The 12,394-nt window shown below is 40.1% G+C and carries 12 protein-coding genes; 4 read left to right on the forward strand and 8 right to left on the reverse strand.

Translation table 11 applies throughout. The annotated features are described in order from the left end of the window. On the reverse strand, positions 1-1,269 hold the full coding sequence (locus P20311_RS07720; RefSeq protein ID WP_008111414.1) for a mechanosensitive ion channel family protein: 1,269 nt from the start codon (positions 1,267-1,269) through the stop codon (positions 1-3). Between the two features lie 119 nt (positions 1,270-1,388). Then, a complete protein-coding gene (locus tag P20311_RS07725; RefSeq protein WP_008111416.1) occupies positions 1,389-3,278 on the reverse strand; it encodes a propionyl-CoA synthetase in 1,890 nt (629 codons plus the stop codon). A gap of 203 nt (positions 3,279-3,481) precedes the next feature. Here P20311_RS07725 and P20311_RS07730 point away from each other — a divergent pair, with 203 nt between their 5' ends. Continuing rightward, the gene (locus P20311_RS07730; RefSeq protein WP_008111418.1) at positions 3,482-3,892 is read left to right on the forward strand and encodes an NUDIX hydrolase; all 411 of its coding nucleotides are present in this window, start codon (positions 3,482-3,484) and stop codon (positions 3,890-3,892) included. Here the strand turns inward: P20311_RS07730 and P20311_RS18670 are convergent. Both P20311_RS18670 and P20311_RS07735 read right to left on the reverse strand, forming a co-directional pair. Further along, the gene (locus P20311_RS18670; protein ID WP_008111419.1) at positions 3,889-4,062 is read right to left on the reverse strand and encodes a hypothetical protein; all 174 of its coding nucleotides are present in this window, start codon (positions 4,060-4,062) and stop codon (positions 3,889-3,891) included. The genes P20311_RS07730 and P20311_RS18670 overlap by 4 nt on opposite strands. Before the next feature lie 139 nt (positions 4,063-4,201). After that, positions 4,202-5,200 (reverse strand): AraC family transcriptional regulator, encoded by a 999-nt coding sequence (locus tag P20311_RS07735; protein ID WP_008111420.1) that lies wholly within the window; start codon positions 5,198-5,200, stop codon positions 4,202-4,204. Between the two features lie 96 nt (positions 5,201-5,296). Between P20311_RS07735 and P20311_RS07740 the strand changes: the two genes are divergently transcribed. Next, positions 5,297-5,746: an SRPBCC family protein gene (locus P20311_RS07740; RefSeq protein ID WP_008111421.1), complete on the forward strand. Its 450-nt coding sequence runs from the start codon at positions 5,297-5,299 to the stop codon at positions 5,744-5,746. Next, the gene (locus P20311_RS07745) at positions 5,736-6,560 is read left to right on the forward strand and encodes a sterol desaturase family protein (protein WP_008111422.1); all 825 of its coding nucleotides are present in this window, start codon (positions 5,736-5,738) and stop codon (positions 6,558-6,560) included. Before P20311_RS07740 ends, P20311_RS07745 begins: the two co-directional genes overlap by 11 nt. 70 nt (positions 6,561-6,630) lie before the next feature. Here the strand turns inward: P20311_RS07745 and P20311_RS07750 are convergent, their stop codons facing one another. The 3 genes from P20311_RS07750 to P20311_RS07760 all read right to left on the reverse strand — a co-directional run bounded on the left by P20311_RS07750 (position 6,631) and on the right by P20311_RS07760 (position 9,647). Continuing rightward, positions 6,631-8,820 carry a fasciclin domain-containing protein gene (locus P20311_RS07750; protein WP_008111423.1) on the reverse strand — a complete coding sequence of 730 codons (2,190 nt, stop codon included), beginning with the start codon at positions 8,818-8,820 and terminating at the stop codon, positions 6,631-6,633. A gap of 141 nt (positions 8,821-8,961) precedes the next feature. Then, on the reverse strand, positions 8,962-9,345 hold the full coding sequence (locus P20311_RS07755) for a hypothetical protein (protein WP_008111424.1): 384 nt from the start codon (positions 9,343-9,345) through the stop codon (positions 8,962-8,964). Further along, entirely contained in the window at positions 9,342-9,647 is a 306-nt protein-coding gene (locus P20311_RS07760) for a hypothetical protein (protein ID WP_008111425.1), read from the reverse strand. The genes P20311_RS07755 and P20311_RS07760 overlap by 4 nt, the downstream gene beginning before the upstream one ends. Before the next feature lie 283 nt (positions 9,648-9,930). On the opposite strand from P20311_RS07760, the gene P20311_RS07765 reads away from it, so the two are divergent. Next, positions 9,931-10,350 (forward strand): VOC family protein, encoded by a 420-nt coding sequence (locus P20311_RS07765; RefSeq protein ID WP_008111426.1) that lies wholly within the window; start codon positions 9,931-9,933, stop codon positions 10,348-10,350. Positions 10,351-10,395: 45 nt separating this feature from the next. On the opposite strand, the gene P20311_RS07770 is transcribed toward P20311_RS07765, so the two are convergent. Continuing rightward, entirely contained in the window at positions 10,396-11,961 is a 1,566-nt protein-coding gene (locus P20311_RS07770; protein WP_238529441.1) for a diguanylate cyclase, read from the reverse strand. Between the last annotated feature and the right edge of the window lie 433 nt (positions 11,962-12,394).

Consider the following 12,394-nt stretch of genomic DNA (forward strand, 5'->3'; position numbering starts at 1 on the left):
TTATTTAATTAGTTGACGAATATCGTTCCCTGTTGGTGCCTCATGGGCGCGTAACGAAAAGGCGGGTAATATCGCTAATATATGGTCAAATATATCTGACTGAATATTTTCATACTCACCCCAATTAGTTGTATTGGTAAATGCATAAATCTCAATGGGTAAGCCATTTTTAGTTGGCTCTAGCTGCCTTACCATCAGTGTCATTCCCTGATGAATATGTGGATGCTGTTTTAATAGCGCGACTAAATAATGACGAAATGTGCCAACGTTAGTGAGCCGACGACCATTTAACGTACAGCTCATATCTATTTTTTTCGTGGTATTTTGCTCGTTAATAGCCGGTAGGGTAATTTCGAGGTAGTGACTTAATAAATCTGCTTTTTTCAGCGCGGTGATCTCTTGCTCATCTAAAAAGCGCACACTGCTCATTTCTATATGAATGCTCCGTTTTATGCGCCGCCCACCGGATTCTGACATACCGCGCCAGTTTTTAAATGAGTCAGAAATTAGCGCATAGGTTGGAATAGTGGTAATGGTTTTATCCCAATTTCTTACTTTAACTGTGGTCAAGGCTATATCAATCACATCGCCATCAGCGCCGTATTTGGGCATTTCTAACCAATCACCAACCGCAAGCATATTGTTTGCTGAAAGCTGAATACCGGCCACCAGCCCTAAAATAGCGTCTTTAAACACCAGTAGCAGTACAGCCGATAGCGCACCTAAACCACTGAGTAATATTAACGGGGATTTATTCATTAATAATGAAATCGCTAAAATACCGGTTAATACGCTGGCGATCAGTTTAATTGTTTGTAAAAAACCACGTAATGGAAAGTGAGCTGCAATGGGTTGCCTGTCAGATATTGCTTGAAAAATATTGAGCAAAGAGAACAGCGAGAGCAGTGCAAATAAAATGATCCACTGATCAGTAAACATCTCAATGATATGTAAAAAAGCCGTTCCTTCTGGAACCCAGAGCCTTGTTTGTATAACAACCACTGCACCTTGTAAAACAAAGGAAATATTACGTGTTAATTTAAGCGCTAAGTCGGCAGGCGTGTGGGTATCGGTTTGAACAACTTTATCACTAAAGCGGCCTTTAAGTAGTCGTTTTGAAACTGACCTTAAGATGAGGTGCAATATGAGCGCAAATAAGCCAACCCAGCACAGTACTAATATGTTGTACCATAAATGCGCACTCCCAGGAAAATAAAGACTAAACCATTGTAGTAAAAATTCTCGCAGCTGCGATCGTATTTCAGTCATTTATATTCCCAAGAGATTTATTTGCGTGAGTTTCATCTATTTAATGAAATCTAGTTAAGCAGATGGGGCGAGAAAAGTCTATTTAAGCCGCGCTTAAATAGACGTTTTAAAAATAATATTTATATTTTATTTTCAGCAAGTTGCAGAGTTAACTCCTCAAAAATACTCGGATCGTCAATGGTTGATGGAATTTGTAGTTCTTCACCATCAATAAGTTGACGTAAGTTTTTGCGTAAAATTTTACCTGAGCGTGTTTTTGGTAAGCGCTCTACACACATAATGTTTTTAAGACACGCAATAGCGCCGATTTGATTACGCACGGTTTGCACCAATTGCTGCTCTACTTCTTTATGCGAGCCATGAAAATCATTTTTTAATACCACCATGGCCATGGGGTTTTGACCCTTGAGCGCATCATTAACACCAAATACGGCACATTCAGCAACCGCGGGATGAGCGGCTACAATTTCTTCCATTTCACCGGTTGATAAACGATGTCCCGCTACATTAATAACATCATCGGTGCGGCCCATAATAAATAGGTAGCCTTCATCATCAATATAACCGCCGTCGCCAGAAAGATAATAGCCTTCATATTCACTTAAATAACCGGCTTTAAAGCGCTCGGTATTTTGCCAAATAGTGGGTAAACATCCTGGCGGTAAGGGCAGTTTAATAACGACTGCACCTTGTTCATTGGGGGCGCATTCGTCACCATTCATATCTAAAATACGTACGTCAAACCCAGGAGTCGCAACCGTTGAACTGCCTGCTTTTGTAGGTAGGTGCTCAATGCCGACAGGATTACAGGCTATCGCCCAACCAGTTTCTGTTTGCCACCAATGATCAAGCACAGGTAGGCCTGTTTTTTCTTTGAGCCAATCGTAGGTGGGAGGATCTAAGCGCTCGCCTGCTAAAAACAAGCGTTTCAGGCTTGAAGTATCGTATTGTTTAAACCCATCGGCATTGGGATCTTCTTTTTTTATCGCTCTAAAGGCCGTTGGTGCGCTAAATAAAGCCGTTACTTTATACTGTTCAACCACTCGCCAAAATGCACTGGCATCTGGGGTTCTAACTGGTTTACCTTCAAATAAAATAGTGGCGCAGCGGTACATAAGCGGTGCATACACTATGTACGAATGGCCTACAACCCAACCAATATCCGAAGCGGTCCAAAACACGTCACCGGGTTTCATTCCGTATACGGTTTCCATGCTGTAATGCATGGCCACGGCATGGCCGCCATTTTCACGAACAACCCCCTTGGGAGTACCCGTTGTGCCTGACGTGTATAAAATATAAAGCGGGTGATCGCCACTTACCGGAACGGGATCAACGCCAGTAGCTGTTTGCATTGCAACAGCCCAGTCAATATCACGCTCAGGCATAAGTGGTGCAGTTACTTGCTCACGCTGATAAATTATACAATTTTCTACTTTATACGAGGCTGATTCGAGCGCGTTATCAAGTAACTCTTTGTATTCAATTACGGTATTCACTTCTACACCGCAAGAAGCACTGAGTACTAACTTAGGCTTGGCGTCATCAATTCTTACGGCAAGCTCATGCGCTGCAAACCCGCCAAATACGACCGAATGAATAGCGCCGATGCGGGCGCAGGCTAACATGCCAATTACAGCCTCGGGGATCATGGGCATATAAATAACCACGCGGTCGCCTTTTGTTACGCCTAAAGACTGCATTACTCCTGCGAATTTAGCGACTTCTTGTTGCAGTTCAAAGTAACTGTAGCTGCGCGCGGTATTGGTTACGGGTGAGTCATAAATTAACGCTGTTTCATCACCATGGCCGGCAATAACATGCTGATCTACCGCTAAAAAGCAGCTATTAAGTTGGCCATCGGCATACCAGTGATATAAACCGTTTTCATCTTGTGTGTAAGCTGTTTCGGGAGCCTGGTACCAAGGGAGACGTTTACTTTGCGATAACCAAAACGCTGCCGGGTTTTGTTTAAACTCGTTGTAATGTTGTTTGTATTCACCTGACATAAAGGCTCCTGAGCAAAATTTAATATAACTTTATTTAAAACTAAGCGCTTTTTATCAGGAGTGATATTCGACTATGGTCGGTTAAATAATGAACGAGTTGTTTGGTTTTTAGCTAACGCTATGGTTTATAACGAACTAACAACTAGTTTGATGACTTAAATGAGGTAACATATAAAAATGATGAACTATTTAATGTGGTAATAATGAATCAAGTTGTCAGAGTAGGCGTTGCAGTGATAGTAATGCATGATAATAAAATTTTACTCGGTGAGCGAATAGGCGCACATGGTGCAAATACCTGGGCAACCCCTGGGGGGCATTTAGAATTTGGTGAAACGGTTGAGCAATGTGCAGTGCGCGAAGTAGCAGAAGAGACAGGGCTTACTGTTACTAATATTCGTAAACTCGATTTTACCAACGATATTTTTAGCGCCGAGAACAAGCACTATATTACTTTATATGTACGGGCAAAGTATGAAGGTGGCGAGCCTGTGAATAAAGAGCCTAACAAATGTTTACAGTGGCGTTGGTGCGATATTAATAACTTACCTTCACCTTTGTTTACTTCATTGAAAAATTACTTAACGCAAGGCGTTTTACCTACTCAAGACTAAAGGCGCGTTGGAATAGGGAGCTGCCATTTATTTAAAATTTGTTGGTATTCACCGCTTTCTTTTATCGCGTTTAATCTATCAGTAATAATTTTCGCTGTTTGCGGGTTAAGCTGCTTACTTGCTGCAAAGTGAAGAGAAGAAGGTAACCGGGTTTGCGTGACAGACCGCACTATAAAAAACCAATACAAAAACAGTTAACATCATACGCAAACGCATAAATAATTGTCTTTAAAGCAATACATGAGGCTAGTGTAAATAAAATCAATAAAAAGGTACACGTTAAATGTGTTTTTTAGGTAATCAAATTGTTTAATTATTGTTATTTATAAATTGACGAGGTGAGCATTGATACCAGCGCTTAAAGGCGCGATTAAAAGAGCTTTGATCATTAAACCCCAACATAGTTGCAATACTGCTTAGCGAATAATGAGGAATATATGTTAACAAACGGCGTTTTTGCTCTTGCTCAAGAAGCGCGGCAAAATTGGTGTTTTCTTGCTTTAGATGACGTTGCACTGTGCGCGGGGTCATATTTAAAGCACTAGCCGCTCTGATCAGTGAGCAGTCCTGCAAATCGTATTTAGCCATTAAAATATGATTAATTTTTTCTGTTAATAATTGCTGACTTTTAAACTGGGATAGCTGTTGCTCTGACATTTGCTTTAGCACAGCGTTAATCTGGGAGTTATCGGTTTTAAAAGGAAGGGTTAAGTAACTACTTGGAAACTCTACTTGATTAAAGTTAGCGCCAGCTTTTACTGGGCAATTAAACCATTGCGCTAATTGTTGTAACTCACTGTCTGAAAAATGTGCTGTAAAATAAACGCAACTAGGCGAAAGCTGAAGATTAAGCAGTTGGCGTATAACACTTACCCACGCGGTCATATTTCGTAATACGGCCTGTGGACTGCACTGTGGATCGGCTAACCAGGTTATCTTGCAAAGTGTTTGTTGCTGTTCAAACTCAGCACGCCCTATGTTAGCCACTAGGCTGTCGTAGCTCAGTAATGCAGTAATGGCACTGGCTAGATTAGTACTCGATTCAATTAAATACCCAAGTATACCAAAATCAGCGGTACGTATTTGTTTTCCTAATTCAAACCCGAATAAGGAGTCATTTAGCGTTTGCTGTGCATAACTAAGCAGCGCATTATAGCTTTTTAAGCTAATACGAGGCGCTAATTGTTGTGTTTGCTTATTTGTATATTCATCAAATTCAATGGCAGTTAGTATCTCTTGGCTATCTAATCCTGTGCTTTGAAGATAATCCAAACAGCTAGAAAAGTAATGATCGGCTAAGGTTTTCATTTGTCGCCTAAAGCTAAAAAATAGTCATCTAATCGCAAGTTTGCCATGCAATATTTTTATATGCTAGAGATCTATAAAAATAATAGGGGGCACACAATGATTGAGATAAACGTTAAACATAGTGTGGCAGCAACGCCTGAACAATTACGCACCTTATTATTAGCGCATGCTGATTTGGGGCGCTTTTTTAATGCGCAGTTTGAAGTGTTAACACCGCAAGACTTTGGTGAAATAAGTGGTGGAAAAGGCACCATTAGACAAATAAAAATGCAAGGTACAACATTTAAGGAGCAAATAATAACGGCCGATAATAGCCACATTTGTTACCGCATTTTAGGGGATAAACCCGTTGCACAGCACCGTGGTGATATTTACTTAAAAGCCAATAATACTCAGCCATCACTCACCGAGATCAGCTACCATATTCGTTGCATTGCGCCTTTGTGGTTACCCAATTTTATACTGGCTTTTTTTATAAAAAAAGATGTTAGCCAAGCACTTAAAAAAATAGCCAGCTATTTTCAGGAGAAACATCATGAGCATTGAAATTATTTTATTGGCACTGAGCCCTATTTTTTTGCTGTTTGTAGGGGTTGAGTTTATAAAATTTAGACGTTACTACGATATAAAAGACAGCTTAGCCAACGCGTTACTTGCTTTATTACATCAAGGCGCTGATGCCATTGCGTTATTATTATTAATGCCGTTTTTTTATTGGTTGTATCAGTTTCGGCTATTTGATATTGAATTGACGCTATTTACTGTATTAGGCGCTTTTTTACTGCAAGACTTTTTATACTATTGGTTTCATCGTGCATCACATCATATTCATTGGTTATGGGCCGCTCATGTAGTGCATCATAGTTCTACTAAAATGAACTTTACCACGGCATTTAGGCAAAGTTTAATGTATCCGCTGGCGGGAATGTGGCTATTTTGGTTGCCGATGATATTAATAGGCTTTGAGCCTGTGATTGTTTTTGCGGTGGTGGCACTTAATTTGGCTTATCAATTTTTTGTACACACGCAAGTGGTAAAAAAGCTCGGTTGGTTTGAAGCATTATTTAATACCCCATCGCATCATCGGGTGCACCACGCTATAAATAATGGCTACTTAGATAAAAACTTCGCTGGCGTTTTAATTATTTGGGATAAATTATTTGGCACTTATGTAGAAGAGGATGAAAACAAGCCCTGTAAATACGGCATTATTGGTCAATTAAACAGTAATAACCCAATCAAAATCACTTTTCATCAGTGGCAGTATTTATTTAAAAGTACTTACCAAGCTAAAGGGTTAAAAGCCAAGTTAAACGTGTTGTTTGGCTACCCAACAAGCTCTCAAAGTAGTAATAAGTAAGCCTATTTTTATATAAAAAAAGCCAGAAGCAAATAGCATCACTCCTGGCTTATCTCACAGTAAAATTTAGTTATTTGGCCGTTGTGATCACTGTATCAATTAAGTGTACAACGCCATTACTAGTGTAAATATCAGTGGTTGTTACATTGCTGCCAGCTACTTGTAGTGATGTAGCCGGTAAGCTTACTTGCCACCAAATATCGTTCACAGCTTGACCATTATTCTGACCAGCTGCCGTATCACCTGAGAAGGTATATAAAGGGCGGCCAAGGTAAGCGACTTGCATGCTGTCATCTGAGCGAGCAATCAATGATAAACCCGGAATATTTTCGATAGACTCCGCAGTGCCTAACACGGGTGGCCACGTTGTTGCACAAGCTGCTTCACATACGCTCATTGCCTCACCTAAGTCGTTATCAAATACATACACGGTTTTACCAGGCATTGCGTTGGCCATACCCGTTACTAAACTATTATTTGTTGCATCATAAGCTACGCTGTCTGTTGCTGTATTTTCGGTGCTGGTAAAATCTACCACGTTTACGCTTAGCATATTATCAGCAAGTGTAGTGACCATTTTACCATTGGCTGCAAATGCATCGGTACTTCCAACTTGAGCGCCTAATACGTGTTGAGTCAGAACACCTGTTAGTGCAGCGGTGTCAGCCAATAAGGCATCTAAATCAGCGGAAGGGATTTTACTAAATGCCGCATTTGTTGGTGCAAATACAGTAAATGATTGAGTTGTATCGTTAAACGTATCAACTAACCCTGCTGCTTGCAGTGCTGTTACTAATGTAGATAATGCAGGCGTTTCTGTGGCAACTGTTGCAATAGTTTTAGTCGGTGTGCCGACTTCAGCCGGTGGCATAATCACTTTATTTAATACATGAATAACGCCGTTGCTAGCGGTTACATTTGCCTCTGTGATTGCCGAATCATTGATAAATAGCGAGCTATTCACATGAGAAATAGCAGCCATGTCGCCATTGGCCATTTCTACTTTGTTACTATTGCTATTAGCAATGGCTACAGCGTCATCAGATAAAACAGTGGCGTCAGGGAATACATGGTAAAGCAAGATATCACGAAGTGTATCTGTATCAGCTAACAGCGCATTAATTGTATCCTGACCGAGCGCTGCAAATGCATCATCCGTAGGAGCAAATACACTAAAAGTGTTATCTGGATCAGCAACTAACGTATCTAAGCCTGTTGCCGTTAGCGCAGCAAGAAGTGTAGTAAAGTTACCATTTGCACTGGCTATATCAGCAATTGTTCCTGCGCTTTGCGGTAAGGTTACATCAGAAACAATAACCGAATCGATTACATGGATAACACCGTTAGAAGTCATAATATCTTTAACAATGATGTTTGCACCGCCAAACGACAACATATTTGTATCTGCGTTTATCGCAATCGGAAGTGTATTGCCTAATAGCGTTTCAGCTGATTGGCCGTTTAAAGACATTGCAGTGACTGAATCAACGGACCCAACAAGTACATGCTGCTTTAAAACATCCGCTAAAACGGTTGGGTTTGCCAGCAGTGAATTTAAAAAACCACTACCAATTGCTTCAAATGCAGCGTCGGTTGGAGCGAAAACGGTGAACTCTTTCGACGTATCCGCCAGTGCCGATGTTAAGCCTGCAGCGTCAAGTGCGGCAAGCAAAGTACTAAAGTCGCCTGCTTGTTGAGCTGTTTCAACAATATTGTTGGTTGGCGGTGTTTCTGACACCGTTTTTGGTGTAAGTACTGCATCAATAACATGAATAATACCGTTGTCGGTTTTAATGTCGGTCATTGTTACCGTGCTGGTATTAACTAATAAGCTTTCACCATTTAAAGACAGTGCAATACTTTGTCCGTTTACCGTTTCAACGGTTGACCCAGCCAAACCAATTGCTGCTTGCGCATCTACTCTGCCAGAGATCACATGGTAAGTTAAAATTGAGCTTAAAGTATCAGGATCAGCTAATAAATTATTGATAGTTTCTTCACCTAATAACGCAAATGCATCATCAGTAGGAGCAAAAACGGTATAGCTGTTAGTTAAATCGTCTAGTGTTTCATCTAGACCTGTTGCTTCTAAAGCTGCAACAAGGGTAGTGAATTCTCCAGAGTCCTGTGCGGCATCAAAAACAGAAACGGCTGGTTGTGGATCTACAGTGACAGGGGCGTTGTTATCGTCGTCGCTACTACAACCTTGAATGAGTAACAAGGGAAGTATGATAGCACCGAGCTTAAATACTTTATTCATAATTTTCCTTTAATTGAATGTTACAGTGTTACGGTTTTGTGAACTTTACGTAGCCAAGCTCTGTATTGATCAAAAAAGGAGCGTTATTTTTGTACGATTTAATAGGTGTAAGATTTAATTGAACTTTTATTCAAGTAAGTCTTAAATTTTAGTTTTTTTACTGCGAGGCGCACCCAGTAAAATAAAAAGGTGGCAAATACACACGGATAAAAATGCACTAATTCCCAAAGCGCCACCAAAGCCATCAAGAATGGGAACCAAATAGGCAAAAAACAATGAAAATATAATTGCTGAACTGGCAAGCGTATAAACACCAAAGCGGTGAGGGGCGCTCATGCCAATAAAGGTGCCGCCAAAAAAAACGATACTATAGAGTTCTGCGTTGAGGCTCAGCTGTGCAAAAATCAGATAGGCAATAATTGAGAGTGCAGCTGAGGCTCTTATAGCATCAAAGCGGTTATGCTTTGCTAAATAAAAGGTAAAAAAAGCACCAGCCAAGGCTAATACTGGGTATGTAATAGTCATATCAGCAATCCTTTAGCTAAAACAAACAGGGCTACACTGGCAAATGCAATACTGCCTAATCGTCCGCCAAATCCTGCAAATACATTAAGTGTCAGTGTATATAAAACAGCGCCAATGGCAGAAATAATAGCGATTTCCCAATAGTTGCTAATTAAGCTGGTGGAACACATACCGGCAAAACTACCTGCATAAATGGAGGCATAAGGGTGATTTTGATAACGTGCAGGAAACGGAATAAATGAGCCGATAAGGCCTGTTAAAGCAGCAGACACAACAATAGGTAATGCCAATGTGGTATGCATTATAAAGCACGACAAGCAGCCGATAAAAAAGGTGATGAATTTTAAAAGTATGAATTTAGTCATAAGGCGCACATCATAAAGGTTCAGTTTTAGCTTTAATAGTTAAAATCGACGATTTAAGACTAAAAGCGATATATGGCCCCCAAAAGAGCAAATAACCGTGGCTTTAAATTAAATGTACGCAATGAATGACTAAAAATAATGCCGTTAATGTTCTATAAATTACAAATTATGTATAATGCAGCATATTTCATATATTAAAAGTTATAACCTAAGGTAATTTATGTCTAACTGTTTGCATTTGGCTATTCCAGCTGGTGATCTTGAAAAAGCGAAAGCGTTTTATTGTGACGTGCTTGGTTGTAAAACGGGTAATAGTGAAGCTGGGCGATGGGTAGACATTGATTTTTGGGGTAACGAGTTAACGCTTCATCAAAGCACAGAGCGCTTACCAACGGTGCGTCATGATGTTGATATGGGCGCTGTAGCTGTACCGCATTTTGGCATTCATTTATCTGAAGATGAATTTCAAGCGTTAAAAAAACGTATTGCAGATGCCGGCCTTGAATATCTAGATAAGCCTTACCGCCGTTTTGTAGGTGATGAGTTTGAGCAAGAAACCTTTTTTATTGAAGATCCTAACGGTAACGTGCTCGAAATGAAAACCATGGTTAATCCTGAGGTACTATTTAAAAAGGATTAGACTGTAGCTGAGCTAGTCTTATTGACTAGCTCATGTTTTATGTTTTTAAATAGCGGGGACTACCATTTTTTCAGCCTGCTTCGCCTTTCTTTGTAATTTCTGTTTATACATCGCTTCATCACCCGCTTTTAAAACTGTGTCTAAGTTATCAGGTGGCTGAGTATAGCTAGTTTGCCCAACACTGGCGTAAATGGAAATGGTATGGCCCTGATGCTCTATAGTTAACTGGTTTAATTGTTGCTCTAGGGTGTTAACTCGCTGGTTAATTTTTTCGTTGCTATTAAATAATGCCATGGCCACAAATTCATCGCCTCCTAAGCGACCAACGGCATCTTCAGTGCGCATATGTTGACTAAGTGACTCTGCAACTTTGCACAGTACTTTGTCGCCCACATCATGACCATAAGTATCATTAATTGCTTTAAAACGGTCTAAATCTATATATAAAAAACATAAAACGCCTCCTCGTTGCTTGTGCTCTGCTAGTAAGTCGTTTGCTTTTAAGCTCCAACCGCGACGATTGTATATATGGCATAAGTGATCAAAGTTAGCGTGTCGTTCAGCTTGTTTTTTTGCATAACTTAACCTTTGAATTCGTCTGCCGACGGCAATAGCTAGTAATAAAGATTCAATTGTAAACGCAATAACAAATCTATAGCGTTGAATGAACGGGCTGTAATCGGTTAGTAGTACTCTAAACACCATACTAATAAACACACTTGCCAGTGCTATAAATACCAAGTTTGCTTCATTAACACCGTACTTTGTTTGTATCGCGCTGAGGATAAAAATAGTCATGACAATAAATAATGATAAATAGCCGGTTACTGCAGAGGTAATATTGGTTATTAGTGGCAGATCGAGGGCTATTTTTTGTAAGCACAAAGTCAGTACGCATAAGGCGGCAACTTTTAATGTATTGCTTATCTTTGGAAAGTATTTAGGTAGCTCCAATAGTGCGCTCATAAACCATGTAGCACTGATTATAGTTAAGCCAATACTTAACGTGTAAAGATGGCTTACGTACACAGAGTAGTACTGCTGTGTAAATAAATAAGGCTGTCCTTCTTGAAAGAATATAAAACTAGCGATGCAAAAAATATAAATGCCATACAGTTTAAAAAGAGGGTCTTTTATGCCGTGCCCTATAATTAGTGCATAAAAAATAAGCGTGGCGCAAAGACCATAAAAAATGCCAAAAATAAGGTTGTAGCGTTGAATTTTTTCGACAAAAGGCTGTGTATCTGACCAAGTAAAGCGTGGGGTATAAGCTGCTGAGGTAGTAACCGTAAGCTGGGCAGTAAAAACGCCTGGGTCCATTAAAATTGCCATCTGATTGGTTTTTAAAGGTATTTTATATACTGAATTTTGCTGCCACGAAAAGTCTTTAAGTGCAGGACGAGTAAATGAAAACACCCCGCCTTGGTTTAAGTTACAGCTTAATTCGAGATGATTGATACCGTTTTTAAGCTTAATATTTGAGACAACTTCTTTGGACAAAGACACCGATGTGTTTGTTGCTCTTACACTGAGCTGGCAATGCTCTTGCGCAAAAGTAACGTTACTAAATAGCAGAGTAAAAGCGCATATAAAAATGCTAAACCTAACCATGAGAGCGCTTAACATGCTCAAAAAACTCCTTGTCTTTATCGTACAATTTATTGCTACTAAGTAGACGAACACTTTTAAACCATACTAGGGTCTGTTGACCTTTCAAGGTTAAATTTGCAGCAGTCTGTTTGGTATTTAGGCAAGGCAGAGCCTATGTGGTGTGGTTATTCCCCATAAATAGGCGATAACGCAGCATCAATGCCAAACAGGCGCTGCCCGAAGGATTCTGCCTAGGGGCGATTTACTCTTTGTTGCCTACATGGATGTAGGTAAGGGGCGTGAGCAGGACGCGGAAGCTTTGCTCGGTTTTTACTTAGCCCACTAGGTTACAAACCTCGCGCCGTGATTAAACCGCCCCTAGTTTGAGCAAATTTTAATCCGCAAAGGTCAACAGACCTTAACAAAGCCGGTAGACTTTACTAGTAATAAAGTA

The sequence above is a fragment of the Pseudoalteromonas sp. BSi20311 genome (genome assembly GCF_000239875.1).
Lineage (GTDB): Bacteria > Pseudomonadota > Gammaproteobacteria > Enterobacterales > Alteromonadaceae > Pseudoalteromonas.

Bases quoted from the DNA above. Each gene is read 5' to 3' on its own strand.
- P20311_RS07730 (WP_008111418.1), top strand. From the start codon at position 3,482: ATGAATCAAGTTGTCAGAGTAGGCGTTGCAGTGATAGTAATGCATGAT.
- P20311_RS07765 (WP_008111426.1), top strand. From the start codon at position 9,931: ATGTCTAACTGTTTGCATTTGGCTATTCCAGCTGGTGATCTTGAAAAA.
- P20311_RS07720 (WP_008111414.1), bottom strand. From the start codon at position 1,269: ATGACTGAAATACGATCGCAGCTGCGAGAATTTTTACTACAATGGTTT.
- P20311_RS07750 (WP_008111423.1), bottom strand. From the start codon at position 8,820: ATGAATAAAGTATTTAAGCTCGGTGCTATCATACTTCCCTTGTTACTC.
- P20311_RS07740 (WP_008111421.1), top strand. From the start codon at position 5,297: ATGATTGAGATAAACGTTAAACATAGTGTGGCAGCAACGCCTGAACAA.
- P20311_RS07735 (WP_008111420.1), bottom strand. From the start codon at position 5,200: ATGAAAACCTTAGCCGATCATTACTTTTCTAGCTGTTTGGATTATCTT.
- P20311_RS07745 (WP_008111422.1), top strand. From the start codon at position 5,736: ATGAGCATTGAAATTATTTTATTGGCACTGAGCCCTATTTTTTTGCTG.
- P20311_RS07725 (WP_008111416.1), bottom strand. From the start codon at position 3,278: ATGTCAGGTGAATACAAACAACATTACAACGAGTTTAAACAAAACCCG.
- P20311_RS07755 (WP_008111424.1), bottom strand. From the start codon at position 9,345: ATGACTATTACATACCCAGTATTAGCCTTGGCTGGTGCTTTTTTTACC.
- P20311_RS07760 (WP_008111425.1), bottom strand. From the start codon at position 9,647: ATGCATACCACATTGGCATTACCTATTGTTGTGTCTGCTGCTTTAACA.
- P20311_RS07770 (WP_238529441.1), bottom strand. From the start codon at position 11,961: ATGGTTAGGTTTAGCATTTTTATATGCGCTTTTACTCTGCTATTTAGT.